27 protein-coding genes are annotated in these 26,502 nt (G+C 66.1%); 13 read left to right on the forward strand and 14 right to left on the reverse strand.

The genetic code is table 11. The features are described from left to right. Positions 1–14: 14 nt before the first annotated feature. The 7 genes from ACZLIF_RS11270 to ACZLIF_RS11300 all read right to left on the reverse strand — a co-directional run bounded on the left by ACZLIF_RS11270 (position 15) and on the right by ACZLIF_RS11300 (position 7,189). Positions 15–698 carry a hypothetical protein gene (locus ACZLIF_RS11270; RefSeq protein WP_128988168.1) on the reverse strand — a complete coding sequence of 228 codons (684 nt, stop codon included), beginning with the start codon at positions 696–698 and terminating at the stop codon, positions 15–17. Between the two features lie 11 nt (positions 699–709). After that, on the reverse strand, positions 710–1,306 hold the full coding sequence (locus ACZLIF_RS11275; protein ID WP_128988167.1) for an NADPH-dependent FMN reductase: 597 nt from the start codon (positions 1,304–1,306) through the stop codon (positions 710–712). A gap of 81 nt (positions 1,307–1,387) precedes the next feature. Beyond that, positions 1,388–2,611 (reverse strand): hypothetical protein, encoded by a 1,224-nt coding sequence (locus tag ACZLIF_RS11280; protein WP_128988166.1) that lies wholly within the window; start codon positions 2,609–2,611, stop codon positions 1,388–1,390. Beyond that, on the reverse strand, positions 2,608–5,139 hold the full coding sequence (locus tag ACZLIF_RS11285) for a TcfC E-set like domain-containing protein (RefSeq protein WP_128988165.1): 2,532 nt from the start codon (positions 5,137–5,139) through the stop codon (positions 2,608–2,610). The genes ACZLIF_RS11280 and ACZLIF_RS11285 overlap by 4 nt, the downstream gene beginning before the upstream one ends. A gap of 83 nt (positions 5,140–5,222) precedes the next feature. Beyond that, a complete protein-coding gene (locus tag ACZLIF_RS11290; protein WP_128988164.1) occupies positions 5,223–5,720 on the reverse strand; it encodes a CS1 type fimbrial major subunit in 498 nt (165 codons plus the stop codon). Positions 5,721–5,786: 66 nt separating this feature from the next. Beyond that, positions 5,787–6,530 carry a molecular chaperone gene (locus ACZLIF_RS11295; protein ID WP_128988163.1) on the reverse strand — a complete coding sequence of 248 codons (744 nt, stop codon included), beginning with the start codon at positions 6,528–6,530 and terminating at the stop codon, positions 5,787–5,789. A gap of 170 nt (positions 6,531–6,700) precedes the next feature. Next, positions 6,701–7,189 (reverse strand): hypothetical protein, encoded by a 489-nt coding sequence (locus ACZLIF_RS11300; protein ID WP_128988162.1) that lies wholly within the window; start codon positions 7,187–7,189, stop codon positions 6,701–6,703. Positions 7,190–7,496: 307 nt separating this feature from the next. Between ACZLIF_RS11300 and ACZLIF_RS11305 the strand changes: the two genes are divergently transcribed. After that, positions 7,497–7,802, forward strand: a complete 306-nt coding sequence (locus ACZLIF_RS11305) for a hypothetical protein (protein WP_128988161.1) — start codon at positions 7,497–7,499, stop codon at positions 7,800–7,802. Next, positions 7,802–8,071: a hypothetical protein gene (locus tag ACZLIF_RS11310; RefSeq protein ID WP_128988160.1), complete on the forward strand. Its 270-nt coding sequence runs from the start codon at positions 7,802–7,804 to the stop codon at positions 8,069–8,071. The genes ACZLIF_RS11305 and ACZLIF_RS11310 overlap by 1 nt, the downstream gene beginning before the upstream one ends. A 60-nt stretch (positions 8,072–8,131) precedes the next feature. Here the strand turns inward: ACZLIF_RS11310 and ACZLIF_RS11315 are convergent, their stop codons facing one another. After that, positions 8,132–8,776: a LuxR C-terminal-related transcriptional regulator gene (locus tag ACZLIF_RS11315; RefSeq protein ID WP_164972354.1), complete on the reverse strand. Its 645-nt coding sequence runs from the start codon at positions 8,774–8,776 to the stop codon at positions 8,132–8,134. Between ACZLIF_RS11315 and ACZLIF_RS11320 the strand changes: the two genes are divergently transcribed. Beyond that, positions 8,744–9,496 carry a response regulator gene (locus ACZLIF_RS11320; protein WP_241685943.1) on the forward strand — a complete coding sequence of 251 codons (753 nt, stop codon included), beginning with the start codon at positions 8,744–8,746 and terminating at the stop codon, positions 9,494–9,496. The genes ACZLIF_RS11315 and ACZLIF_RS11320 overlap by 33 nt on opposite strands. Before the next feature lie 266 nt (positions 9,497–9,762). After that, positions 9,763–12,189, forward strand: coding sequence for an ATP-binding protein (locus ACZLIF_RS11325; protein ID WP_128988157.1), 2,427 nt, complete (start codon positions 9,763–9,765; stop codon positions 12,187–12,189). Here ACZLIF_RS11325 and ACZLIF_RS11330 read toward each other — a convergent pair. After that, positions 12,163–13,737, reverse strand: coding sequence for an alpha/beta fold hydrolase (locus tag ACZLIF_RS11330; protein ID WP_478461952.1), 1,575 nt, complete (start codon positions 13,735–13,737; stop codon positions 12,163–12,165). The genes ACZLIF_RS11325 and ACZLIF_RS11330 overlap by 27 nt on opposite strands. Before the next feature lie 206 nt (positions 13,738–13,943). Here ACZLIF_RS11330 and ACZLIF_RS11335 point away from each other — a divergent pair, with 206 nt between their 5' ends. Together ACZLIF_RS11335 and ACZLIF_RS11340 are read left to right on the forward strand one after the other, a co-directional pair. Continuing rightward, complete coding sequence (locus tag ACZLIF_RS11335) at positions 13,944–14,858, forward strand: hypothetical protein (RefSeq protein ID WP_128988155.1); 915 nt, start codon at positions 13,944–13,946, stop codon at positions 14,856–14,858. 92 nt (positions 14,859–14,950) lie between these two features. Next, complete coding sequence (locus ACZLIF_RS11340; RefSeq protein ID WP_478461953.1) at positions 14,951–15,646, forward strand: HAD family hydrolase; 696 nt, start codon at positions 14,951–14,953, stop codon at positions 15,644–15,646. A 5-nt stretch (positions 15,647–15,651) separates the two neighbouring features. Here ACZLIF_RS11340 and ACZLIF_RS11345 read toward each other — a convergent pair whose 3' ends face one another. Genes ACZLIF_RS11345 through ACZLIF_RS11355 form a run of 3 tightly spaced genes read right to left on the reverse strand, consistent with a single transcriptional unit; the run spans position 15,652 to position 16,767 of the window. Continuing rightward, positions 15,652–15,873 (reverse strand): hypothetical protein, encoded by a 222-nt coding sequence (locus ACZLIF_RS11345; RefSeq protein WP_128989715.1) that lies wholly within the window; start codon positions 15,871–15,873, stop codon positions 15,652–15,654. Next, positions 15,870–16,295, reverse strand: a complete 426-nt coding sequence (locus ACZLIF_RS11350; protein WP_128989713.1) for a VOC family protein — start codon at positions 16,293–16,295, stop codon at positions 15,870–15,872. Before ACZLIF_RS11350 ends, ACZLIF_RS11345 begins: the two co-directional genes overlap by 4 nt. After that, positions 16,246–16,767 carry a helix-turn-helix transcriptional regulator gene (locus tag ACZLIF_RS11355; protein WP_128989711.1) on the reverse strand — a complete coding sequence of 174 codons (522 nt, stop codon included), beginning with the start codon at positions 16,765–16,767 and terminating at the stop codon, positions 16,246–16,248. The genes ACZLIF_RS11350 and ACZLIF_RS11355 overlap by 50 nt, the downstream gene beginning before the upstream one ends. 204 nt (positions 16,768–16,971) lie before the next feature. Here ACZLIF_RS11355 and ACZLIF_RS11360 point away from each other — a divergent pair, with 204 nt between their 5' ends. From ACZLIF_RS11360 to ACZLIF_RS11375, 4 genes are all read left to right on the forward strand, one after another. Beyond that, positions 16,972–17,844: an NAD(P)-dependent oxidoreductase gene (locus tag ACZLIF_RS11360; RefSeq protein ID WP_128989709.1), complete on the forward strand. Its 873-nt coding sequence runs from the start codon at positions 16,972–16,974 to the stop codon at positions 17,842–17,844. A 96-nt stretch (positions 17,845–17,940) separates the two neighbouring features. Then, the gene (locus tag ACZLIF_RS11365; RefSeq protein ID WP_128989707.1) at positions 17,941–19,080 is read left to right on the forward strand and encodes an SPFH domain-containing protein; all 1,140 of its coding nucleotides are present in this window, start codon (positions 17,941–17,943) and stop codon (positions 19,078–19,080) included. Between the two features lie 21 nt (positions 19,081–19,101). Next, the gene (locus ACZLIF_RS11370) at positions 19,102–20,454 is read left to right on the forward strand and encodes a TFIIB-type zinc ribbon-containing protein (RefSeq protein WP_128989705.1); all 1,353 of its coding nucleotides are present in this window, start codon (positions 19,102–19,104) and stop codon (positions 20,452–20,454) included. After that, positions 20,451–20,708 carry a hypothetical protein gene (locus ACZLIF_RS11375; protein WP_053515893.1) on the forward strand — a complete coding sequence of 86 codons (258 nt, stop codon included), beginning with the start codon at positions 20,451–20,453 and terminating at the stop codon, positions 20,706–20,708. Before ACZLIF_RS11370 ends, ACZLIF_RS11375 begins: the two co-directional genes overlap by 4 nt. Before the next feature lie 50 nt (positions 20,709–20,758). Here ACZLIF_RS11375 and ACZLIF_RS11380 read toward each other — a convergent pair whose 3' ends face one another. Together ACZLIF_RS11380 and ACZLIF_RS11385 are read right to left on the reverse strand one after the other, a co-directional pair. Continuing rightward, positions 20,759–21,655 carry a tyrosine-protein phosphatase gene (locus ACZLIF_RS11380; protein WP_128989703.1) on the reverse strand — a complete coding sequence of 299 codons (897 nt, stop codon included), beginning with the start codon at positions 21,653–21,655 and terminating at the stop codon, positions 20,759–20,761. 17 nt (positions 21,656–21,672) lie between these two features. Further along, positions 21,673–23,955 (reverse strand): TonB-dependent receptor, encoded by a 2,283-nt coding sequence (locus ACZLIF_RS11385; protein ID WP_206733988.1) that lies wholly within the window; start codon positions 23,953–23,955, stop codon positions 21,673–21,675. 124 nt (positions 23,956–24,079) lie between these two features. On the opposite strand from ACZLIF_RS11385, the gene ACZLIF_RS11390 reads away from it, so the two are divergent. From ACZLIF_RS11390 to ACZLIF_RS11400, 3 genes are all read left to right on the forward strand, one after another. Further along, a complete protein-coding gene (locus ACZLIF_RS11390; protein WP_128989699.1) occupies positions 24,080–24,724 on the forward strand; it encodes a TetR/AcrR family transcriptional regulator in 645 nt (214 codons plus the stop codon). Between the two features lie 90 nt (positions 24,725–24,814). Continuing rightward, complete coding sequence (locus ACZLIF_RS11395) at positions 24,815–25,426, forward strand: AprI/Inh family metalloprotease inhibitor (RefSeq protein WP_128989697.1); 612 nt, start codon at positions 24,815–24,817, stop codon at positions 25,424–25,426. A 70-nt stretch (positions 25,427–25,496) separates the two neighbouring features. After that, complete coding sequence (locus ACZLIF_RS11400) at positions 25,497–26,456, forward strand: cation diffusion facilitator family transporter (protein ID WP_053515898.1); 960 nt, start codon at positions 25,497–25,499, stop codon at positions 26,454–26,456. Positions 26,457–26,502 lie beyond the last annotated feature (46 nt).

Below are 26,502 nucleotides of genomic sequence, written 5' to 3' on the forward strand. Positions count from 1 at the left end.
GCCGCGTCCGGCGTCTACTGCGCACCGGCTTCCGGGGCCAGCGTATGCACCACCCTGCCCTGTGCATCGAGGAACTCGATGGCACCATGGCCTTCGGCAGTGACGGTCAGGCGCAGGCGGGTCCGGTCCTGCTTGTCATTCAAGGCGATGGCCGGCGTGCCGTCGGCGCCCACCACCATCTGGATACGCGTCGGAACCTGCACCCCCGGTACCAGCTTGTTGCCCAGTGCGGCATCGCGGATCGGTGGCGGTGCCTGATTGATCGAGAAGCGGACCTCGCCATCGGGCGATACCCGCCAGCCGATCGCATCCATGGCCGGGTGATCCAGCGCCAGCACGGCCATCCCGCCCTCGATGTCAGCGGTGCCGAACCCGCCGCGTTCACTGCCCTTGTCGTCGTATAGCACCATGCCCGCGACGTTGAACGCGCGCTTGTACTGGATGCCATCGATGATCGGTGCCGGCGTCTGCCCCGACAGCGTCATGCGGATCACGCCCTTGTCATCCACGATGTCGATGCGGCGGGCTGTGATCCGCTCGCTGTCAGGACGTTCGACGCGAGTCTGCGGCGAGCGGTCGACAATCAGCCGCTGCAACTGCTCGGCCGACGGGCGCTTGGTGCTCTCGTCTGACTCGGCCCAGGCAGTGCCGGTCAGCATCGCGGCCAGTGCAAGGGCAAGGCATCCAATCGGTTTCATGCGAGTGTGGTTCATGGCGTGCGCTCCCCGCGCAACTGGTGAATCCAGCTCTGGAACCCCTCCAGGAAGCGGTGCAACCGCTTGCGGGTGGCGTCATCGAAGTCATTCGTTGCGGTGTCGAGTGCCGATGCCGCCTCGGCAATGTACAGCTGCGGCGAGGTCATGACGAGTGCCCCCATCGCGGCCAGCGCGTGGCGCAGCTGCGATTGCGCCAGCCGTGTGCCCCACCGCCCCGGGGTGGCGCCCATGACGGCGACCGGCTTGCCGGACAGCACCTCACCCAGCGCGGCATCGTTGCGCGACAGCCAGTCCAGGGTGTTCTTCAACACGCCCGGCAGGGACTGGTTGTATTCGGGCGTGGCGATCAGCACGCCGTCGGCCGCAGCAACCGCAGCACGCAGGCGCATCACGCCGTCCGGACCACCCGCAGCGTCTGCTTCCAGGTCTTCGTTGAACAGCGGAATGTCAGCGATGCTGTCATGGACGGTCAGCGACAGGCCGGCCGGCGCCGAGCCTGTTGCAGCGTCGATCAGGTGCCGGTTGTAACTGTTCCGGCGCAGGCTGCCGGCGAAAGCGAGTACGCGCAGGGGGGCGGAATTGTCAGGCATCAGAGGTTCCCAGGAAGGACCGGATGGAGAGCACTCGTCCGAATGCTCTGCCGATGATGCCAGACACCACACGTCGCAGCGCTATGGATCTGCGTCGAACACCACGGTGACGCTGCCCTGATACGTGGTGCCCGGGTGGTCCAGCATCTTCCGTACCGGCTCGCCGTTCACGGCGAACCGAAGCGTCGACGAACGCCCGATGATGACGGCATCGGCGGTGAATACAGGCGGAGGCTGGTTCACCCGCAGCGGCAGATCCACCACCTGGCGGCCGCTCGCGCGATCACGAAAACCTGGCAATGTCAGGCTGACATCCAACGGAACGTCATCGGCATCAACGCTTGTATTGCGGATTCCGCAGCGTCCGTCCGCCTGCAGGTGCTCGCACTGTATCGAGACACTGAACTGGCCGGAACTGCTGATGTGGAACGGAACTTCCTGCTGCAGCCGCGCCGGTGCGATGCCATGGTCGGTCCACTGGCTCCACCCGCCTTTGGGTGCCAGCACCGCGTGGTCCATGCCGGGGGCCACATCCAACCGGAACGCATGGCGCACCTCCAGGCGGAAATGCACGTTCACCAGGCTGTCGGACAGGGATACCCGGTGCCCGAGGTCGAAGTCACTGCCCTGCCCGGTTCCCCCGAACGAGAATCGGGTCGAACCGGTGTAGATGCCACTGCGCATCTCCAGCGGCGCCGGGGTTTCCAGCGCATAGACGAAATCCAGTGCTGGAATGGCATAGTTGTTGGTGTTCACCCAGTGCAGGCCGCAGGCGACGGCGCCCTGTCCGTCGTCGCGACGCAGGAGCATGCGCATGACGGTATAGGGACTTGATCCTGTCACCCCATACGAGCAGTTGTTCGGTCCGCCGCTGGAGTAGAACCCGCTCGGCGCCCCGTCCCTGTCCTCATCGGTGAACCGCATCGCCGCGCCGATCACCCGCAGGGTGAGGTCGAAACTGCTGGCGCCATCCTCGGACGTGACGGTCACGATGCGCGGTGCCGGCATGCCGATATAGAAGCCGTCCGGGCCGTAGTCCGCATTGCGGATCACCTCCTTGCTGCCACGGACGGTCGTATCGATGCTCCACCAGTTGTTGGCGATGCAGGTCGCCATATGCGCATTGGCGCAGACCCCGCTCCACGGCGTGGTATTGACGAATCCCCGTTGGTTGGGGTTTGCCAGGTCAGGCTTGAACTCGGCCGTGATGTACACGTCGCCCGCCTGCGCAGCCAGCGCAGGCAGCAGCATCGACACGCCGAGCGTGAGCCGGCGAAGGAAGCGGCGCAGCAGACGGAACATCATGGGGCTTCTCCAGCATGGCCGGCCGCAGTCTGTGCGGCCACGGCCGAAGGTGGACATTTGAGGATGCCGGCCATCCACATCTCCCCTCGCGGCCGGGTTGTGCGGCCATCGAGCTCGAAACTGCACGTGCTGATGTCCGGATGACGCACGACCAGCGTCGGCATCCGGCTGTTCATCTCCAAAGCGAAGAATCCATCGGCTTCGGCGACACTGCGCCCGGCATGATTGATCACGTGCGCACCTGCGAGCGGCCGCCCTTGCGAGTCCTGCAGATGGCCCAGCACGGTGATCGTTCTGATGACATCCACCTGGTTGTAGGCGATGCCACCCTTGTTGAGGTGATAGGGCAGCACCGACGGCTGGATCGCGGCGGCAGGCGCATGGTGATCATCGAAGTCGAGCTGGATCGACCCGGGCCTGTAGGCGGACACCGGCAGCAGATTGCGGCCGGGGCGCAGGATGTGGGAGCCGCCACGGCTGTCGTGCGCGCGGATCGTGGCGCCGGCCAGGTCCGAACGCACATCGATGATCATGCCGGTGTCAACCGTGCTGGCTTGGCCGTCGCCTGCGATCGCCAGGGTGCCTCCGCCCACGGCAAGCGTACTTTCCAGATTGACGCCCCCGCTCACACCACCGTCCAGCGAAGAGCGCTGCAGATGGAGATCCCCGCGCAGTGCAGCCGACTCGAAGTGGGCGTTGCCGCCCAGGCCGATGCCCGTGCTGTCCACGGTGGCCTGCCCGGCGACACTGCGCACGATGCTGCCTGCGAAGCTCTGCTGCACACCCGCACTGGCGTAGACGTCACGACCGCCCCGGGCCCCGGTACGTGAGCCAAGGCTGCCGCTGTAGCGCCGCCCGTCCTGGCCGAGCGCGATGTTCAGGGTGAACTCCACGCCACGATTGCGCCGCAGGCCCGAGCTGATGCTGCCGGGGCGATCGAAGACCGAGGCCCGCCAGTTGGCGTCGCTGCCGAACAACATCTGCCGGCGGCTGAAAGAAAGGTCGAAGCCGGTGCCGCGGCTGATGCCCTGGCTGTGTGAGACCCGGGCCGAGACCTGGCCATGCCGGCCGAACCCGTGGTTGACCCCGACTGCCGAGGTGCGCAGCCAGCCCTCGCGCACGGGCGCGCTGGTGTACCCGGGAAACGGCGGAGGCTCGATGAGGTCGCCCTGCACCTGCCAGCTCCGCGTATGCGAGGCGACCACGCTGCCATTGCGGTAGCGCAGCAGACCCTGCAGGTCCACGCCCTTTCCGGTCCGGTTGGAGGTATAGGCGTTCGTGTAGACATTGGCCCAGTCATTGACCTGCCAGTCGACTGAACCGGCAAGCGAGCGCTCGTCCCCGATGGATTGCACGGCAACGCCAAGTACCGCACGCGGATGCGCAAGATAGTTGACCACGCCGCCCACGGCAGGCCGGCCTGCGCCGGGATCATCGAAGCTGTCCAGCAGGCTGTCCTGCACGCCGGCAAAGGCACTGTAGCGCCAACGCCGGCTGGGATCGCGCCACTGGGCGGGTTTGTGGATGATGGACGTTGTCCGTGACGTTTCGCGTCCGTCCTCGATCACACGCAGTTCCACTTCATAGATGCCGCCAGGCAGACGTCGCGTCTCCACCTGCTGAAGCCCCGGACGGACCGCCTGGGTCAGGATCAGGCTGCCGTCACGGTAGACCTCGACGCTGCCCTCGCGGTTGGCAGTCACATATACCGGGTACAGGCTGGGCGAACGACTGTCGACCAGCAGCGTATCGGACGAACCGGCCATCACCCCGAAGGTGGTGAAACGGGTGCGTCCGGCGCCACGGGGCTGCCGTGTAACGCCGTCGAAATTCGGGAGGAACCATCCTGCACGCAGGAAATGATCCTTGAACTCACGCTGCGCGTGCAGCGACTGCAGAACATGGCGGACGCGACGATCATCCTCGCCGCTGCGGTCCGCCTGGTAGCTGGCGTCCAGTGTCCAGTTGCCGACGCTGCCCTGTGCGGCGAGCGCGTAGCGACCGGCAGCCCGCTGGCCCTCTCCGCCATAGGCATTCAACTGGTGGCGCAGGATCAGGCCGCTGCTGCCGGAATCGGGCAGCGACAGGTGGCGCTGCACCGCCAACGCCTGGCCGGCCGCTTCAGAGGCGATTGAAAGCAGGGAGCTCTCGAGGCTGTAGTGCAGGCCGGCGAGCCCATCGCGGCACGCCTTCGTGCACGGGCCGAGGGCATGTGGGGAGGCCAGCACGGCCAGCCAACGCTCGCGCTCGCTCTCGGGCTGGGTGCTGCCGTGCGCATCGGTGAACTCCAGCAACGACACCGCGTTGCCGCGGGTAAGCACGGCGCGCGCGTCGCCGAGATACTCGCCGTCCCGCTCTACCCTGACCACCAGCGGCACATCGAAGAAGTGATCGCGGAAGTCATCCGGCAGGGCATCGGACTGCTCCAGCAGATTCAGTGTGTCCAGCGCGCCCTCGGCAGCCAGCACGGCAGGCGCGGTGCAGAACAGCGCGAGGGTAATGGCGAAAGGGAGGATGCGCGGAGACATGATGGCTTCTTGTTGAGTAAGACTGACGGGCGCGCCCGCGCTCCAAAGGGGCACGGGCGCGCCCGGTCTGCACAGGACTGTGCTTACGGCGAACGGCTTTCGAACATCATCGAAACGGTGCCGCTGTAGTTGCCCTGCAGGTAGTCGCCGCCGGCCGGCGCCGCTGCGATGGACACGAGGGCACGCTTGCCAGCCGCGGCCTCGACTTCAGTCGCGACTTCAACGGCGGCCGCCGGGCCCACGGCCAGGGTCTTGCCGGCCACGGAAACCGACATCGGCATTTCACCGGCGTCCGCCGCCAGTTTGGCGTCGTAGGCAAGGTGCGCAGTGATCGCGCCCAGGCCGCTCTTCATGTCGATCTGCTTCTGCACCGGCTCCAGACGCTGCGTGGTCATGTTCCACGGCAGGTCCTGGGTTTCGCCGGCCCAGTCACCCACCGGGGAAATCTGCAGGCCGGTCGGCGACGGCACGGTGGCCGTGACGTTGATCTGCAGCGGGAACTGCTCCGGATCGGCGAAGGCGACGGCCGGCGACAGGGTAAGGGCGGCCAGGGCGGCCACGGTGATGGACTTCAGGTTCATTGCAATTGCTCCAGGGTTGGAAAATGCCGACGTGTGCGGCGGTGGACGCAGCTTCAGAGGAAGCTGCTAGTCGAGCAGGACGGATTTGCGGGATTTCCCCTCGACAATTTCAAAGCGATGGTCTTGGCCAGGCAGATGCGCGAATGCTTCGCTGCGCCCGGGCAGCAGATGCACCCTGCGCGAGGCACCGCATTGCCCGGGCTGCGTGCCGGTGCTGCACTGGCGCACGTTGTCGAGCACCACGGTGCTGTTGCCCGCGTTGTGCACCACGGTGCGGTCGGCCTGGCGATCGGTGCGCAGATCGGGCGACGGCGCTTCCGGATGCACGATGACGAAGACGCCATAGCCGGTCAGCACGTTGACGCCGGCCGCGATGGCACGGCGATAGTCCTCGGACTGCGCCTCGGTCAGGGCGAACTCGTCCTCCTTCTTCGGCAGCACAGGCACGAAGCGCACCCGGTAGTAGCGCTCCTTGTCACGATTGCCGTGGAAGAGCAGCCGCGTGGCCTGCTGCCCCTGGCGGGGAACGATGAGGCGCGAAGGGCTGGCAATCAGCGCACTGCCGTCACCGCCGTACAGGCCAGGCTCCACATCGACCTCGTAGGGCGTGTTGTCCTGCGTGTAACGCACCTCGGTGACCTGCACACGCACGAATGCCGTGGCGTCACCGCTGTTGCGGACACGCTTCAGCAATGCGCCCTGGTCGGGCAGCAGATACTCGTACATCGCCCCGACGTGGATCGATGGCATTTCGGCGCTGGCGAACGTGGGCAACAGCAACGCTGCGCCCAAAAGAATGAGGCGTTTCATCGAGGCTTCCTTGAGGCCGGGGTGTGGCGCTGCCGACACCGCCTTCACTGAAGGGCGCTACGATAGGGAGGGGTACTCTCCCTGGGTATGCAACTTTTCCGAATAATTCGAAGTTCCGGGCCGAGCGGATGAACGGCTCAGGTTTGTGCAGTGCGCGCTGTACCGTCGAATTACGTGATGATGCCGCAGCTGGAACAGTAGTTTGACAACCCCATCAGATCGATCACGTGCCGGCGGACCCCATCGTCAGCGCACAGAATCAGCACGCCTTCGCCATCGGGCACCGAGCGGAACATGCCGTGCAGCGTGATCGGCGCCGCAGTGCATGTGGCGATGGCGACAGTGTGGATGCGACCGCGACCGCACGCGCTGCGGAGTGCGCGCAGTTCTGCTGCCGTGGGCGGCCTTCCCGCGTGACCGACGCCCCGGGGCTCCAGCCCGATACTGACCGTCAGCGACCGGCCCATGAACCGGCTGGTGATCACCGGCACATCGCGATCAGGGAATCGACACAGGAAGGCAATGGCGCTCCGCACCCCCGCGTCTTCCGATGCAGATGATGGATCCACGATGGCAGCGTCATTGCGCGGCGTCGTTGCGGAACCACGGCACAGGCAGTGACGCAGGTCCGACAGTACTCCGGCTCCCGCTGCGAACATCGTCTTACCCCTCGACATGATCCATGTAGGTGATGGCCACCGACCGTTCCCCGTGCCGGCGCGCCGCTCATGCTATGACTGCCAGTCCAGGCGCTCAATCGAACAACTCCGAAATTCAGCGCCGACTGCCCCACCCCTCTGTTCAGCAGCGGATGATTGATAAAAGTTCTATGGAAAGAACGCGCACTTGATTGCACTGTTGCCATATTGCACTGCAGCGAAATCCGCTGGAGCTGCACTGGCGGCGCGATGGCGTGCCGTTTGACCAGGCCGGAGATGCGGTGTTCGGATGCGTGTGTGCTTTCTGATGAAGTTCGACCTGCGGCGTGATCGCCATGGCCTGGCGCCGCCGCTCTACGCCTATGTCTGTGCCCACGCATCATCGCGGGAGATCGCATTGCGCAAAGCATCGCGCGTGCTTTCGAGAATCGTGATGGACGACAGTCAGACGAAATGGATGATGATGGAATGCAAGGACGTGGTGCATGCATGTCGCTCGGCACTTCTGCCCGTAGAAGAGGCATTGCTCGAGCAGGCAGGCGCCGCCAGGTCGGGCGTTGCTGCGCTGTACCGGGAATCGGTGCAGATCCCGGCCATCACGGAACAGCGATGATGTCTGCGCGCACTCCATCCTACCCGCATGCCCGTCTAGGCCTGCCGGGGCACGGCGCGGCGGCCGCCGATCTCGTCGCGACGGCGGCTTTCCCACCTGCTGCGCAGTTGCTTCCGCTGCGGCGCGGACGCATACATGTAACCGTTCAATGCATCAAGGAAACACCGCTGCTGCTCGAGATCCAGGGCAGCGAACCGTGCGAGCACTCCGGCTACGCAGGCATCCAGTTCAATGGCCATTCCGCTTCCCCGGACTACGAGTTAAGTTGAAGCCACTGTATGGATGGGAATTCACTTCCACAATCGAATTAGTTCGCAAAAGCCGCAGGGCTATCCGCCATCGGCACAGGTCACCCAGCCGTTGGCGGCAGCATAGCGATGGACATCGATGGTACTGCTGAGGCCGAGCTTCTTCATTGCCGAGCGCTTCTGTGCACTTATGGTCTGTACACTTCGGCAAAGCTGGCGGGCCACCTCGCGCTGGCTGTAACCTTCGACCAGAAGGCGCAGGACCTCCAGCTCGCGCCCGGACAGCACCACGCCCGGTGACTGCTCATGCAGCGAAGCGAGTTCGAGCATCCGCGGCGACAGGTGGCTCTTGCCGACCGCCGCGGCGAGGATGGCCGGTGGCAGGTACTCCAGCGGATCGGACTTGGCAACGATGCATTTCACGCCGGCCCGCTGCGCATGCTCGATGATGTGGCTGCTGTCGTTCCCGGTGAGCAGGACGAGTGCCGTACGAGGAAAGCGTCGCAGGAGGAAGCGGATCAATGACAGGCCGTCGCCATACTCGCCACCCGGCATCGAGTAATCGATCACCGCGACCTGCACGCTGGTGGTGGCCAGCAGGTTGACGAGCTCGCTCGAGTTCCTCGCGCACCCCCGCAGGGACAGGTCCGGGTGTGCGGCGACGAGCCGGGCAACGCCGATGGTGACCACGGGGTGATCATCGGCGATGATGAATTCGACAGGCATTATTCGCGCCTCCTTCTGTTGACGCTTGTCAGGTTGGCCGGAAGTTTCCTGTTCGCGAAACCCAATGCGAAGGAAAACACCATGAGAGACCGAGTCGAGCATGTTGTCATTGCCGACGATCATCCGATCACACGCTTTGCGGTTGAGGCGATCATCGATGAGCAGGCAGGATTCCAATGCCTGGCCAGCGTTGCGAACGGCGTCGAACTGCTGGACCTCCTCACTGTCCAGCCTGCCGATGTCGCTGTCGTCGACTACTCCATGCCCGCTGGCGACGGCAGCGATGGGCTGGCGTTGGTGGACGCGTTGAGCAGCAGACACCCCGCACTGCGGATCGTGGTGCTCACCGCGATGGACCAGTGGCCGATCATCCAGGTGCTGCTCACGCGGGGGGTGGCTGCGGTGGTCAGCAAGTCGGATGACCTGCACCATGTCGCCAGAGCACTGCTGGCCGCATCACAGGGGCGCCGGTATTTCTCACCTGCCATCCTGGCCAGCCGGGATGTGAACGGATTCGACTCCGCTGGCGAACTGCTCTCGCCCCGCGAAGCGCAGGTGGTACATCTGTTCCTGGCGGGCAAGGGTGTGAACGAGATCGCGCTCGAGCTGGCGATCACCAAGCAGACGGTCAGCACCCAGAAGCGTGCAGCAATGCGCAAGCTCGGCGTAAGCAGCAATGCCGAACTCTTCAGGTTCGCATCGGACTTGGGACTGGAGTGAGCGTGTCTGCCGATGGGGCACGCCCAGAGTCGCGTTGGCACCTCGTGTAGTGGGACGGCAGCAGCGGGCCGGGGCACGAATGATGTACGGCTCGTTCAGGTTCTCCAATACAATTAGTTGCAAAGACGCATCGGGCACTCTTTGCTAGCCTTCCAGCACCGAAATGGAGGAGCACCGGGGGGGTGACAGCACCGTGCCGCCACGGCCTCTTCAGCACAACGTCCCGTGAGATCCGCTCACGTGCTTTGCCCGCCTCTGGAAGGCCGATGAAACGATCAACAGGAATGGCCGGGCTGCTGGCTGCAGCCGCGCTTGTGCTCTGCGCGCTTGCTGCCGGCGTCCATCACTCCTCCCGCAACGACGACGCCACGCAGGCGCGCATCATCCGTGTGGCCGCCGATCCGCAGCTTGATGGAGGGCGTGCGGTTGGCTTCGCCACCGGGAAAGGTGCTTCCGCCTATCGCTACATGATGCACATCGCCGGGCTCGCGGGCGTCCGCTTCCAGTTCGTACCCACCGGATCGCCCGCGGAGGCCTACCGTCAGCTTCAGTCGGGCGAGGTGGATCTTGTGCCTTCGGTCATGGACCTGGATCTTCCACAGGATGACCGCTTCCTGGTGTCGCCACCCTACTTCGAGGGCAGGACATTGCTGTTCTCGCGAGCGGCGGGGCCCGGTTTCGCTACGCTTGGCGCGCTGGCCGGCCACGTGGTCGCCGTACGCGAGGGCAGCCAGTACGTTGACTGGATCCGGCGCCATCATCCGGATATCAAGGTGCTGGAGTTCACGGGAGTGCCGCAGATCCTCGGTGCGGTCGAGTCGGGAACGGCGGATGCGGCGCTGGGAACCGATGCGCTGTACAACCCGGTGATCCGTCGCTATTTCCAGCACACTCTGGTCGCGTCCGGTGCGGTCGCGGAGCTGCCGATCGTGGTGCGTGCGGTGGTCAGGCGCGAGGACAAGGCGCTGCTGGACACCATCGACAGCGGACTCCGCGCGCTTTCGGTCGCGCATCACCGGGATGTGATCGATGGCTGGCTGGAGACGGTGTACCGCACGCCGCCCTCGATCGGCGCAATCCTGCTGTACTACCGGACGGAAGCGATTTCCGCCGCCCTCGTCCTGCTGGCGCTGGCGTTCGCGGCCTACCAGATGAAGCAATCACGGGATCTGGCCAAACGCGCCGCGCAGGAGAAGGCAAGGATGCTGGCCGTGGTCAGCCATGAAATCCGCAATTCGGCCAATGCGCTGCTTTCGGCAACCGACCTGCTCGGCAAGGGACCCGTGCTTCCGGAGCAGGAAGAGGCCCTCGATGCAGCCCTGGCCAGTGCCTCCAGCCTCAGTCTTCTGCTGAACAACGCATTGGAGTACTCGCGATTTGAAGGAGGCAGCCGCGCAGCGGAGCCAACGCGGGTCGCGCTGCGCCCCCTGATCGAGGAGTCGGTGCGCGCGTTCCGCCCGCAGGCGCGCGAGCGCAACGTGACATGCCATGTCGAACTGCCCGGTGGCGAGCCGGGCGATCTGTGGATCGATCCCATCGTGGTGCGGCAGGTGGTCGTCAACCTGTTGTCCAACGCGATCAAGTTCACACGCAACGGTGACGTACGTGTGCGCCTGTGGGTGGAGGCCGGCACGTCCGGGCACTGCACGCTGAACATCGAGGTCATCGACAGCGGCATCGGCATGAGTGCCGAGGAGCGCGAAGCGTTGTTCTCCGACTACTGGCAGAGCCGGCAGGGACGCGCCCTGGGCGGCGCTGGCCTGGGCCTGTCCATCTGCTCACGCATCACGCAGCGGCTGGGGGGTTCCATCCGTGTGGAGAGCAGCCCCGAACAAGGCAGTCGTTTCCACGTCGTGCTTCCCGCGCGTCACGCGCGGCACGGCGAACCTTCTGCTCCGACGCCCGCACTGCAACCGCAGGCGACTGCTCCGCTTGGAAATCCATCGGTACTGATCGTGGAAGATCACATCTACAGTGCACGGATGTTCAAGGCGCAGATCGAGGCGATGGGGCTGCCGGTGACCTTGGCGACAGACGCCGCACATGCCCTGCGCGTGATCGAGACGGATCCTCAGTTCGGCTCGATCCTGCTGGACTGCAACCTGCCCGACATGGACGGCTACGCACTGTGCCGACGGATCCGCGCGATTGAACGCTCGCGACAGCAGGGGCGTGCCAGAATCCTGGCGATCTCAGCGATGGAAGGCGTCGAACATGCCAGGGAGTGCGCCGAAGCAGGGTTCGATCACGTCGTGACCAAACCTCTCTCCACCTTCCAGCTCAGGGCCTGGCTGGGCCGGGGACCGGGGGATGAAGTCGCACGCGGAATGCTGGAGGTCTTCTGGGAATCGTATGACAGCGACCTGCAGGATCTCCAGGTCGCGGTCGAGGCGGGTGTCTGGGGCAAGGCCGGCGACCTGGCCCATCGCATCTGCGGCAGCGCGGCCATCGCTGGCGAGCGTGGCATCGAAGCCATCGCGCGGGCCCTGATGCCGGCACTGCGCCAACGCACGGCAGACCCGGCGTTGGCCCGCGACATCGCGGGCTTCATCGCAGACCTGCGATGGTATGCGGCGCATGGCACGCGGATGCAGCAGGCGCCGCTGGCAGCGGCGCCGCGCACTTCCTCCACCGTACGCGCCTCCGTCAAGGAAGGCGGCATCGCCTCAGTGCAGGGGCACCCGCAGGACTGAAGGTGCGTTGGCCGGGGAACTGAAGGTGACCGTTCCACCCAGCTGGCTGACGCCGGCATAGCGCAGGTCCACGGTGTCGATCACCAGGGTCAGCCGGCTTCCGGCCGGGATGTTCCAGCTGCTCGCTTCAAGACGCAGATCAAGCGTGCTGGCCTGCCCTGGGGTCGCGCCGCGCAGGGTGTACGGCTTGTGGCTGATCAGCTGCCCGTTGCCGAGGACGTCCTCGACGAACAGATACGCGTAGAGCGTGGTGTCGGCCCGGCTGGGGGTGACGGTGACGCGTACTTCCGGCATGCCATCCAGGCGACGGGCGCTCCAGTAGACCGGGCTCTGCCAGACGCCGGCGGCATTGCGGCCAATGAAGGGCACGTAGGCGCCAGGCGCAACGTTGATCATCTGCAGGGAGCCGGACACCATCGCGACACCGGAGTTGGCAGCGGTCGGCAGGCCACTGCCGATGCGGTAGCTCCAGCCACTGCTGCGCCCGTTCTCGACCAGGCCGCCCGTGGGAAGCAGCAGTCCGCCCGGCGCGGTCAGCGCGTACTGGGTCGCGCCGGCACGGGTCGCCTGCCAGTCTGCATAGGTGTTCCAGCTGCCCTTCTGCGACTTCAGCTGCACGGCCGGGGCACGATCGATGCCGTTCGCCACGCCCTTGAGGTAGTGATCGAACCAGTCCCCCACCGAGGCGTAGACCTCATTCGGCACCCCCAGCGCACCCAGCGCCTCGTTGAGGGCGTGATCGCCATGACGCAGCTGCAGCTGCTTGGGACCGGTCAGCGCATTGAAGAAGTCCACCAGCTGGCCGGGCGGGAACAGGCTGTCGTTGAAGGCATTGGCCAGGAAAATGGCGGGGCGGTTGGCGTTGATCTCCGCCACGCTGGCGGACGGGCTGCGCAGTGCCGCAACCGGCAGCAGCGATTCCACCGCGCCCTGGAAGTTGCCGGTCACCACCTTGCGGTTGATCGTGGCCAGCTCCTCACCGGGACGACCGGTGGCCAGGCCGGCGGCCACCAGCAGGGCAATGCCCTGCGCGCTGGGCGTGTTGTTGCTGTACAGCGCCGCCTCCAGGTCGGCCCAGCCGCTCAGTGCGGCCACCGCCTTGATGCGGGGATCACGCGCCGCCGCCAGCAGGCTGGTGCCGGCGCCGTAGGAGATGCCCGAGACACCGATGCGGGCAGGATCGGCCCGGGTGTTGTCCAGCGCCCAGTCGATCAGCGCGCTGACATCCTCCACGGTGGCCGGTCCGGCGATGTCGATCGCCCCACCCGACTCCCAGAATCCGCGCGAACTGTAGCTGAGCACGATATAGCCGCGCTGGGCGAGCGACTGCGCGACGCCGACATATTCCACGCTGGGAACGGCCCAACTGCTGGGCATGACCAGCAGCGGAAGGCGTCCCTCGCCCTGCCCCTGCGGCTGGATGACGAATACCCCGAGCGGTGTTCCGTCCCAGCTGGGTATCGTCTGATGGGTGGTGGTAACCGTCACCGCCCAGGCGGCAGGTGACAGGCCGGTCAACAGGATCAACAGCAGCAGCATCTTGCGCATCGTCGTTTCTCCCCGTCGCTGCAGTGCGACGAGCCGGACCGTACCAGTGCGAATGGTGGGAGACACCTTGCGACGCAACATGGCGGGAACGCCCCGTCTCGCCGGGCTTGAACATGAATGCGGCGTGCTAGGCTCGAGCGTGCCGATGCAGGCATACAGACAGCTCCCTGCCCGTGCCGGTGGATCCGGTTGCCAAGAAGAGGTCGATGGTGAAGTTCCCGTTCCGGCTGGCCGCGTGCGTGGCCGCCCTGCTGGTCCTCCTGGCGATGACGCTTGTCGTCGCCTCGCGGCGGTCTGCGGACAGCACGCAATCACCCACGGCCACTACCGGAGCCGAGGCTGCGCTGCACGGTGCGCCGGCGTCGGCAGCCGCCGCAGGTACCGGACAGGCCAAGCCCGTGCTTTCACCCATGGCGCGCTACCGCGAGGCGGCCCGCCTGGATCTGCTCATCGCCGACCTGGAGCAGCGCTCGCGCACCGGCGACGCCGACGCCAGCCTGGCCCTGAGCCGGATCTACGACGAGTGCACGATGTTCCTCGACCCTGCGGCAATCGCGACGATCGACATCCCGCCCGAGCGCCGTGCGGCTCTGATACGCAGCCATGCCTGGTTGCAGAGGCGCTGTGCCGGGGTGTCGCTGCGCATTCTCGAGAGCATCAGGAACGTCCGGCACTACCGAAGCCTGGCCGCCCGGCAGGGCAGTCTGGTGGCGCAGATAGAAGAGCAGATCCTGCATGCAGGTTTTGACCTGCCCCTGGCCGATCACAGGACACTGATTGAAGCCGTCCTCCTGCAGGAGGATGGCGAGGCGTACGTGGCTCTTTCCAACCTGATGGGTTCGACGGCGGCCGGCAGGCGCGAGCAGCTGCAGGCCGTTCCCGCCGGCAGCGAGGTCGCCACAGCGGCGTGGATGCTCGCCGGATGCCGGCTCGGCATCCCCTGCGGAATCGACTCTCCGCTGCTCAACCGCCTGTGCGGCCAGTCGGGCATGTGCGGGGCGGAGTCGGTCGAGGACCTGTTCACCAGCAACCTGCAGCCGGAAGACAGGGACGCTGCCCAGGCCGGGGCCGATGCGATCTTCGCGTTGGCGCATCGCATGGGACGGGAGCCGGGCCTGTAGTCGGCGCGCCCTCGGCATCCCATCCGCAGCCCGGCAACCCGGCGCTGCGCGAACCGGCGATAATGATGGGCTTTCACTGGCAGGAGTTGTCGATGTCCCCCTACCCCTTCGATGCGGTGCTGTTCGACTGCGACGGCGTACTGGTGGATTCCGAGCCGCTGGTGGCCCGCGTGCTCTCCGAGATGCTGAGTGCGCGCGGCTGGCTGCTGACCCCCGCCCAGGCAGGCGAGGTCTTTCTCGGCAAGTCCGTCGCCGGATTGGCCGGCCTGATCGAGGAGCGCACGGGAAAACCCTTCACCCCCGAATGGCTGGAGGAGTTCCGTCAGCAGCGCAATCGTGCCCTGGAGCGGGACCTGACCGCCATCGCAGGTGCCCCTGAAGCCGTGCGCGCCATCCACGCGGCCACCGGCGGCCGCATCGCCTGCGCGTCCGGCGCGGACCTGCACAAGGTCGAGCTGCAACTGCGCAAGGTCGGTCTGTTCGACGCCTTCCAGGGCCATGTCTTCAGCGGCCAGGACATGCCGCGCAGCAAACCGCATCCGGATGTCTACCTGGCCGCTGCCGCCTCGCTGGGCGTCGAGCCGCAACGCTGTGCGGTGATCGAGGACACCGTGACCGGCGCTGCGGCCGGCGTAGCCGCGGGCGCGACCGTGTTCGGCTTCAGCGAGGGCGGGCCACACCACAGCACCCCGGAGGCACTGCGCGCCGCAGGCGTCCATCGGGTGTTCCAGCGCATGGATGAGCTGCCGGCCCTGCTGGCAGCCCACGCGGCCGGCGCCGTGGCGTGATGGGGTCAACCGGACACGGCATGGCGGCGCCGCCCGGTGTAGTGCAGCGCAAACAGATACAGACCGGTGAACAGCTGCAGGAACAGGGGCGGCAACGGTGAGTATGTGATCCACGGCGGCGGTTCGCCGCCACCGAGGCCCCTGGCGACGAAGTTGGCAATCACGGCCACGGTGAACACGATCGATGTCCAGCGGTGCACGGGGCGTGCCCAGCGCCCGCGGGTCATGCCCGGCGCCTCGCATCAGACCGGGCCTCGATCATCTTCCAGCCATTGCCGGAAGGATCACGGAATCCGGCGTCGACCGCGCCGTAGCGCTCGACCGGCTCCTGGGTGAACTCGACCCCGCGCTGCCGCCAGGCCTCGTAAGTGGCGCGGCAATCGTCCACTGCGAGCACCAGTGGCGGCATCGCGCCCTTGGCCAGCAGCTGCTGCAGGCTCGCTGTGGTGGCGGCGTCGTGGACCGGCGGACCGGGCCGGAACAGGCCAAGCTGGACGCCGTCCTGCCCGGGGCTGCGGACCGTCAGCCAGCGGTAGTCACCGTTGCGCACATCGGTATCCACCTCGAAGCCGAGCTTGCCGACGTAGAAATCGAGTGCTTCATCCTGGTCGCGCACGTACAGGCCGACCACATTCACGCTGTTCGTCATGGGACCTCCCTGAGTCGGGGGCGACGTTAGCAGCGCTGTCGCGTCGCCGCTTCTCCAGAACTGCGCTCTTCAGGTCCGGGCGTCGCGCCGCACGGGCGTGGCACTCCGGCACCCGACCCTGCGCTGCCCCCTTCGCTTGCTCGCGCTCGCGGAGAGCACCCGGGCTGGCGCCGGTGATGTCACGGAAGACGCGACCGAAGGTGCCCAGGCTGGCCCAGCCGGTCGCCAGTGCGATCTCGGTGATGGGCAGGTCTGTCTCGCGCAGCAGGGCAACCGCCCGCTCGATGCGTCGGCTGAGCAGGTAGCGATGGGGCGGTATGCCAAACGCCTGCTTGAAAGCGCGTGCGAAGTGCGCCACGGACACTGCGCTGACGTCGGCCAGACGGGCGACCGGCCACGGTTCGTGGCTGGCGCGGTCCATGCAGTCGCGGGCGCGCAGCAACCGGCGCAGCAGTTCAGGGCTCTGGTTCATGGCCTCCCCGCATGCACGAGGCAGGGCCACGCATCCCCCGCGCACGCCACCCCTTCAATGGCGTGCGAGGATGCGGACAGGGGCGATGGGTGTCGGGCGGCCATGAGCCGGCCCAGCCTGCGTCCCCGACTGCGCGCGGTCAATCCCTGCTGGTCGCCGGCGCCCTGCGGCATGATGGGCGCCTTGTCCCCAGCGGAAGCAGTCATGCCTGTCGGATTCATCGGGCTCGGAGTGATGGGAACGCCGATGGCGTCGCACCTGGCGCGGACGGGAAGCCAGGTACTGGGATGGTCGCGCTCGGGCCGCAACGACGCCGAGGCGGTCGCCGCCGGTGTCGAAGTGGCCGATGGCGTTGAAGACGTGTTCGCTGCCTGCGGCACGATCATCCTCATGCTCGCCAACGACGCGGCGATCGACAGCGTGCTGGCACGCGACAGCCCCGAATTCGCCGCGCGTGCTGCCGGTCGCCTGCTGATCAACATGGGGACCAGCTCCGCGTCCTATTCGCAGGCATTGGCACAACAGGTGCGCGCAGCCGGCGGGCGCTATGTGGAAGCCCCGGTGTCCGGCTCGCGGGTGCAGGCCGAAGCCGCGCAGCTGGTCATCCTGCTGGCAGGTGAGGACGAGGACGTCGCACAGGCCTCCGCGCTGGTGGCGCCGCTGGGCAGACAATGCGTTCCCTGCGGCAATGTTCCCGCGGCATTGCGCATGAAGCTCGCCGTGAACCTGTACCTGATCACGCTGGTGACCGGCCTGGCCGAGGCCGTGCATTTCGCCGAAGCGCACGGCATTCCGCTGGAGCGCTTCGCGCAGGTGCTCGATGCCGGCCCGATGGCCAGTGACGTTTCGCGGATCAAGCTCGACAAGATGGTGCGCGACGATTATGCAGTGCAGGCATCGATCACCGACGTGCTGAAGAACAGCCAGCTGGTGGCTGCGGCCGCCCGCGAAGCCGGCATTGCCGCACCGCTGATCGAGGCCAGTGATGCCCTCTTCGACCGCGCCCAGCGGCTTGGCCTGGGTGGGCTGGACATGGCCGCCGTGCTGCAGGCGGTGCGACGGCCGCCCACGGCCTGATTCTGCAAGGGATGGCACGCCTGCCCCCGCCCGCTGCTATATTCAGGCGGGCTGGACAGGCATGGTGCCTGCCCACGCAACAACAGGGAGTTGGCCATGGGTCTGGTACAGGCGGTGAAGGGTGCGGTCGGTGGTGTGCTGGCCGACCAGTGGAAGGACTTCTACACCGTGCCTGCCGGCCTGCCGGCCACCGCAGCCCTGTTCGCTGCGGTCCCGCAGGGCACCAATGCCGGGCGCGGCTCCAACACCCAGGGGTCGTCCAACATCATCAGCAACGGCTCGAAGATCGTCGTGCCCGAGGGCTACGGCCTGCTGCTGTTCCAGGACGGTGCCATCACCGCCTTCGTCGCCGAACCGGGCGGATACGAATGGCGCTCGGACGACCTGAACTCGCAGTCCCTCTTCGCCGGCGATGGCCTGGTCAGCACCTTCATCAAGCAGAGCTGGGAGCGCTTCAAGTTCGGTGGCCAGCCGGGAAGCCAGCAGGCCGCCTTCTTCGTCTCGCTGAAGGAACTGCCGGACAACCGTTTCGGCACCCAGTCGGAGATCTACTGGGATGACGGTTTCCTCAACACCCAGGTCGGCGCGGTCACCCGTGGTTCGTACACGTTGAAGATCGTTGATCCGATCCTGTTCGTGAAGAACTTCGTACCCGCAGCCTACCTGCAGCCGGGCAAGGTGTTCGACTTCACCGACCTGGACAACGCTGCCGCCACCCAGCTGTTCAATGAGGTGGTGGGTTCGCTGGCGCCGGCCTTCAGCCTGTACACCAACGATCCGGGCAAGGGCAACCGCATCACCCGGCTGCAGCAGGATTCGATCGGCTTCGCGCAGAGCCTGTCGGCTGCCGTCGAGCAGGCCTACCAGTGGCAGAGCGATCGCGGCCTGGCCATCGTCAAGACGGCGATCGTCTCCATCGAATACGACGCCACTACCCGTGAACTGCTCAAGACCGTGCAGCGCGCCGACGCGCTGGCCGGATCGCGCGGCAACTCCAACCTGCAGGCCAGTGTCGCCCAGGGCATCCAGTCCGCCGGCGAGAACGGTGGCGCGGCAGGCCTGGTGGGGGTCGGCATGGCATCGGGCATGTTCGGTGTCGGCGGCATGCAGCAGCCGGCCACCCCGGCCGCGGATGACCCGGTGGCCAAGCTGAAAAAGGCCAAGGAGATGCTGGACCTGGGCCTGATCACCCAGGATGACTATGATGCGTTGAAGGCCAAGGCGCTGGGCCTGTAACCCGCAGGACGCGAACCGCACATGTCAGATCCACGCAACGGACCGCCTCCGCTGCCCGCTTCCGGCCCTGTGACACCGCCGCCGTTGCCGGGGGTGGCGTTGGACGGTCCGGGCTCTCCGCGGGACGTCCCTCCCCCACCCGGCAGCTTCCCGCTGGACACCTCGCAGCTGCCGCAGGCGATCCGCGACGAAGTGGACGCTCCGGACCCGCTGGGCATCGACACTTCCGCCACCGAGTTGAAGGACGGCCTGAACCGGTGCCCGAAATGCGGCGCCACCGATATCCGGCCCAAGCTCGGCACAGACATCCTGGTCTGCCTGTACTGCCGTCACGAATGGCATGGCGCCCGGGTGGAAGAGGCGTTCGGTCTGGGCGAGAACATCGACCAGCTGCGTGGCACCATCATTGCCAGCGGTGCACGCGACATCGATGCCGATGCGTCGGCGCTGATGAGCTTCAAATGCACCGGCTGCGGTGCCGAAGTCACGGTCAACACCGAGAGCACGATGACAGCGCGCTGCCACTGGTGCCGGCATGTGTTCGGCGTCAACGAGCAGATCGCCAATGGCGCGGTACCGGACGCGGTACTGCCGTTCCACATCAGCAAGGACGATGCGGTTGCCCGCATCCGCCAGTTCGTCGACAAGCGCCGTCTGTTCGCCCTGAAAGCCTTCAAGGATCAGTTCACGCCCGAGAACGTGGTCGGCGTGTACCTGCCATACATGATCGTGGACAGCAATGTCAGCGCCGCCGTGGCGGGCAAGGGCGAGATCCAGACCCGCCGATACACCGTGGGCAGCGAGAAGAACAAGCGCACCGTATACGATGCCGATGTCTACCAGATCGAGCGCCAGGTGAACTTCACCGTCGACGATCTGCCGCTGGAATCCTCTGCCGAGCGCGGCAATCTGGACATCAGTGCCAACACCAACAACATCATCAACACCATTCTGCCGTTCGACACCAAGAACGCGGTGAAATGGAACGCGTCCTACCTGGCCGGCTTCACGTCCGAGAAGCGCAATCTCGATGTCGAAACGCTGCGCCCGCGGCTGGAGGACCAGCTGCTGTCGATCGCGCGCGCACAGGTGGAAGCGTCGGTGCGCGGCTACAACCGGGGCGTCCGCTGGGAGCAGGAACAGCTGGACGTGCATGGCACCCGCTGGGTATCCATGTACCTGCCGGTCTGGCTGTACTCCTATCATCAGCCCGGCCGCAACGGCGGCATGCTGCACTACATCGCGGTGAACGGGCGTACCGGCGAAACCATGGGAAGCGTGCCCGTGCAGCAGTGGAAGATGCTGCTGGCAGCCCTTACGGCCGGCACGATCATCGAAGCAGTGGCAATCCTCATTCTGATGGCGACCTCATGAGCGACGACAGTGGCCTCTGGCTGTTGGCGGCAGGTCCGGCCGGCGCGACCGCGCTGTACTGGGCGCTGTATCGCTACTATCGCAATACCGACAAATCACACGCCTTCGAGCATGAAACCGAAGTGCAGGCCGCGCCCGTCAGCGGCTCGGACCAGAAGGTGGGCCAGGTGCGCGGCACCGAGGCCACCCGCATCGAGGGCGACAACGTCTACCAGTACCGACGACGCGTGGCGCGGCTGAAACCCAGGCCCTGAGGGCCGGGGACGCCATCCAACGCGTCCCCGCGCACGCGTCATGCCGACGCTCAGCCAGCCTGGCCCAGCCTGATCTTCAGCTGCCGGATCTCCCGCTCGCTCACGCCGATCGCCTTCAGATAACCCTCGGCACCACCGTACTGGCTGCGCAGCGCCGCCAGGAACCGCTCCATGTTGTCCGGCGCGGTCCCGGCCATCCCGGCCATCTTGCGGCCGATCTCCGGATTCTGCCTGATGAGCGCCATGATCTGCGCGTTCATGGCGCTGTCTTTCGGCTGCCCCTGCAGATAGTGGGCTGAGATCGCATAGTTGTGCACGATGTCCGCTTCGGGCACGCCGGCCAGATCCAGCAGCAGGCCCGCGATGATGCCGGTGCGATCCTTGCCGGCCGTGCAGTGGAACAGCACGGTGCCGTCCTGCTGTGCGGCGATGCGCTGGAACACCTGCTTGAACTGTGGCTGGCTGTGGCCCAGCCACTGTACGTACGCATCGCCCAACGTATCGGGGAAGCTGGCCATCATCTTCTGCAGGTCCATCTGCTCGGTGCCCATCAGCGAGATGCGCTGGTAGTCGAAGCGCTCATCGCGGGCCAGCAGGTCCGGCGACTGCCGTTCCTCGTCTGCGGTACGCAGGTCGATGTCCAGCTTCACCCCGGCCGCGGCCAGCGCGTCACGGTCTGCGTCGGTCAGGCGACCGAGGTCGGCGGTGCGGATGAATGCCTCGGCCGGAATCGGCCCATGGCGGCCCTGCAGACCGGCGAAGGTGCGCACGTTCCATGCACCCTCCAGCGGTATCACCCGCGCTGCATCAGCGGCAACTGGCATCACATCGGCTGCAGGGGCTGGCTTCGCAGTCGCCGCCGGCGGGGCATCAGCGGCAACCGCGGCCACGCTCGGCGGCAGGCACAGCATCAGGGCCAGGACAAGTGAGGCAGGATGGGTCTTCATGAGGTTCTCCAGGGCTTTCAGAAGTTGATGGCCACATCGAGGCCAAAGGTGCGCGGGTCGTTGAAGATGCCGGTCTGGCCAAGTGCCGGACTGTTGAGCTTGTAGAACAGGTGCTGCTCATCGAGCAGATTGCGCGCCCACAATGAGAACGACATCGTGGTGCCGGTGCTGTTCATGGGTACATCCACCAGTGCAACGCGAGCATTGACCACGAATGAACGGTCGGTCAGCATCTGGTCGTACTCGCTGGTGTAGAAGCCGTCGGACCAGTTCCCGTCAACGTGGAACTTCAGCGCGGAAAAATTGGCGAACGGCACCAGATAGTCGATGGCCATGCTGCCGGCGTTCTTCGGCGCCAGCAGGGGCTGCACGGTCACCTGCACGCCTGCGCCGAACGGATCGACCGCGGTCTGCGCATCGATCTTCGTGTAGGCGTAGTTGAGTGCCAGGGTGAGGTTGTCCACCGGCATCACGTTGAACTCCAGTTCCGCGCCGCGTGATCTGCCGCCGCCCAGTGCGTTGGTGGTGACCATCGTGGTACGCGTCTCGCCGCTGTTCGGGTCGAACGGCAACGAGAAGTCCATCTGCTTGTGGGCAATCGTGGCGTCGAAGAGCGCGACGTTGAGACGGGCGCGGTCGTCCCAGAACTGCGACTTGAAACCCAGCTCGTAGGCGGTCACTTCTTCCGGGCCGAACGCGGTGTAGTTCGTCGAGCGAGAATTCGCGCCACCGGCCTTGAAGCCGGTGCTGTAACGCGCGTAGACCATGGCCTGGCCGCCGAGGTCATAGGCAATGTTGACCATCGGGTCGAAGCGGCTCCAGCGGTCCTTGAACGCCAGCTGGGTGGCGGCACCGTTGACCGTGTACAGATTGCCCTTCTTGTCATCGCGTGTGTAACGGCCACCCGCGGTCAGGTGCAGCCGGTCCATCGACTCCGGCGTCCACGTCGCTTGCCCGAACACCCCCAGGCTGTCGGTCCATGCCTTGCTGGCACGGTCCACGCGTACTTTCGAGAGATCCAGCGGATTGGTTGCCGGGTTGACGGTGTAGCTGTTGCCACCCGGCCCCCACACGAGCATGTTCGGGGTCTGCGCATTGTCGCCGGCAGTCTCGTGGTAGAAGAATGCACCGCCCAGGAACTGCAGCTGGTCGGTATGGCCGATCAGCTGGAACTCCTGGCTGTACTGGTGCTGGTAGACCTGGGCAAGGCTGTAGCGTCCGAATGGCGTACCGGCTCCTCCATAGGCCGAGATCGCATCGACCAGACCCATGTCGAACTGGCCTTGGGTCAGTTCGCGATAGGAACTGATGGACTTGAGCTCAAGCTGGTCGCTGAGGGTCCAGGACAGGTTCAGCAGGTGTCCGCTGGTGCGGCCGATATTGTCCTCCTGCGGTCCGCCCAGGATCGCACTGTCGCGCCGGTCCTGGCTGGCACCGGCCTGCTGCAGCGGGCTGAGGAAGGCACCCGGGACCAGAACCTGCGTGTGGTAAGGCGTGGTCGCATCGTAGGACCTGTCGAAGGCGTACAGCAGCGAGAAATCATCGCTGGGCTGCCAGAGCGCGCTGAGTCGCGCGCCGCGCTTGTCATAGGCGTTGAAATCGCGCTCGCCGCGCATCGGATTGTCCGTGGTGCCGCTACGCTTTGCCTGCACGGCATCGATCTTGAAGCTGAGATCCGCCACTTTCGGCAGATCCAGGTGCAGTGCGCTGGTGTAGCCACCAAAGTTCGACACGCCCGCGCTCACGCTGCCACCGAACTCCCCGGTTGGCTGCTTTGTCACGATGCTCACCGCACCACCTTCAGTATTGCGGCCGAACAGCGTCCCTTGCGGCCCTTTCAGCACTTCGATGCGCTCCACGTCGTAGAGCATGCTGCCCAGGCCCTGCGCACGCCCCATGAACACACCATCGACATAGATGCCGACGCCGGCATCGCGGGCGGGTTGATTGGCGTCTCCGGATGCGCCGATGCCGCGGATGCCGATGTTGAGCGCCGAGCTTCGGGTCGCGAACGGGGTGACACGCAGTGATGGGATTGATCCGTCCGACAGACTGCCCAGCGAGATCGCACTCCGATCCTTCAAGGCTTCTGCGTCGACGACGGAGACCGATATGGGCGTTTCCTGCAGGTTGGTGGCGCGCTTCTCTGCGGTCACCACCACCTGGTCCAGGGCGACCACGGTGCGCGCGGTTTCGCTGGAGATATCGGCGGCCGGGGCTTCTTCGGCGCGGGCCAAGGCGGGCAAGGTAGTGGCAACGGCCAGGGCAAGGAGGGATCGGTGCAGCGGAAGGTGGCGCATCGGACTCATTCACGGAAGGGGCTGGCCGGCGCAGTGTGGAGGCGGCCAGTGACAGATGAATGACCGTTCATTCACGCGATCCGTGAAGTACTATCCCGGCCCTTCATCCCAGCCAGGAAGATCCATGACACAGACGCCCGCGGTCCCCTCGCCCTCAGCGGATACCGCCGCCGCCCATGCAGATGCGCAGCGGCGGCGCATCCTCGATGCCGCGCAGACATGCTTCATCACCCGGGGATTCCATGCCGGCTCCATCGCCGACATCGCTGCGCAGGCGCAGATCAGCCAGGGACTGATGTACCGCTACTTCGCCAGCAAGCGGGCCCTGATCCTGGCCCTGATCGAGCGCCAGCTCCGGCACGACCAAGCGTCCATCAGCCAGATGCCGGATGCACCGGACCTGCTGGCTGGGCTGCTGGAGTGCTACCAGCAATGGGCACGGGGTGAGGTACTGCCGATCCACGGCAATGCCATTGCCAGCGTAGCGCTGTTTGCGGAAATCAACGCCGAAGCACACCGCGACCCGGCGCTGGCCGAGGTGCTGCGCCGCCACGACAAGCAGATCACCGCCGCGATTCATGGCTGGCTGCGTGAGCGTGACGCGGGCCGTGGCCGCACGCTGGACGAAGAGCGGATCGCCCACCGTACCCTGCTGCTGCGAGTGCTGGTGGAAGGGCTGGCCATGCGGGCAGTGCGCGACCCTGATCTGCCCACGCCACGCGTACGCATGCTGCTGGCCGATGCCATCGCGCAAGTTCTGGACGAGTGAGGACCGTTGCACAGCCGGCATGGCACCATCACGCGGTCTCCCGCCCTGCCGGTCGCATGCTTTCCGGGTCGCCCTTCCGAGGTTCCCGCCATGCCCGCCCTGCTCCCGCGCACCAGCCTGGCTGCGCTGTGCTGCCTGACCTTTCCCGTCATGGCCCAGGATGCATCCTTCGGCTTTGGCCAGCAGAGCACCGAGACCTCGCAGACCACCCAGACCTCGACCACCCAGAGCCAAAGCCAGCGCGGCGATGACACGGCCTTCGGCAGCAGCGGCTCGATGACCTCGCAGTCCAGCACCCATTCCCGGACGCATTCCGAATCGAACGGCGAGAGCACCGGCGTGGATCTGGAGATCGGCGTCCCCGATGACACCGATCGCTGGGGCCAGGAACGCCGCCATCCCCGCGATCTGCGTGACAGCGACCTGTTCGGCACGTGGACGCTGGGCGAGGAGAACGGGAACACCTGCACGATCGAACTGAAGAGCATGGAGTGGTTCGGCGGCTACAGCGCCTATGTGCCGGCGGGCTGTCCAGAGGGATTCTTCCCGGCCAACCGCTGGCTGCTTTCCGGTAACCAGTTGCTGCTGACCGACACCAGCAACACGGTGTACGGCCGTTTCCGTGCATCGGGTGGCGGACGGTGGTCTGGCTTTCGCGAGTCCGACGGCGCGCGGCTCTACCTGAATCCGAAGGGTCGCTGACGGACGCCCTGCACGCCCCGGGGACGGCAGCATCAGGAAGATCAGGCAACCTTCCTTGAACCGCCCTGCGATGTCCGCCCCCACCGGTCCCCGCCTCGTCATCTATGCCGCCCTGGCCGGCAACCTCGCCATTGCCGTGGCCAAATTCATCGCCGCTGGCATCTCCGGCAGTTCAGCGATGCTCAGTGAAGGCGTGCACTCGCTGGTCGACACCCTGAACGAAGTGCTGTTGCTGTACGGGCTGCGCAGGGCCGGCAAGGCGCCGGACGCCGTGCATCCATTCGGCTACGGGCGCGAGCTGTATTTCTGGAGCTTCATCGTGGCCTTGCTGGTGTTTGCGGCGGGCGCGGGCGTGTCGGCGTACGAGGGCATCCAGCACATCCGCCAGCCGGAACCGGCGACCCACCATGTGCTGAGCTACAGCGTGCTGGGCATTTCCATCCTCTTCGAAGGCGCGTCGTGGTGGGTGGCGCTGCGCGAGTTCCGCCGCACCAAGGGCAGGCTCGGCTACTTCGAGGCGTTCCGACGCAGCAAGGACCCGTCCACGTTCACCGTGCTTCTGGAGGACAGTGCAGCCCTGCTCGGTCTCGGATTCGCGCTGGCCGGGCTGGTCGCTGCGCAACTGCTGGACATGCCGGTCCTGGACGGCGTGGCCTCGCTGTGCATCGCCGCAGTTCTGGCGGTGACTGCGTTCCTGCTGGCACGCGAGACCAAGGGTCTGCTGGTGGGCGAGCCTGCCCATCCAGCGGTGGCCGAGCGCATCCTGGCCGTCGCCGAAACCGATGCCGATCTGCGCCGCGCCAATGGCGTGACCACCATGCAGATGGGCCCGGAGCAGGTGGTGGCCATGCTCAGCGCGGAGTTCGAGGATGATCGGCATACGCCGCAGATCGAGGCCTGCATCACCCGCATCGAAAACGCCGTCAAGCGTGAGTACCCGGAACTGGTGGCGCTGTTCGTCAAACCGCAGACGCCGGAAGTCTACGCCGCCCGGCGTGCGGCGCTTCGCGCGCCGCGTTCACCGGATTGACGCCGCGTCCGCATCCGCTTCACCCTGCCAGCGCCAGACTGATCCC

It is taken from the genome of Stenotrophomonas sp. 2201_Sma, from assembly GCF_056486685.1.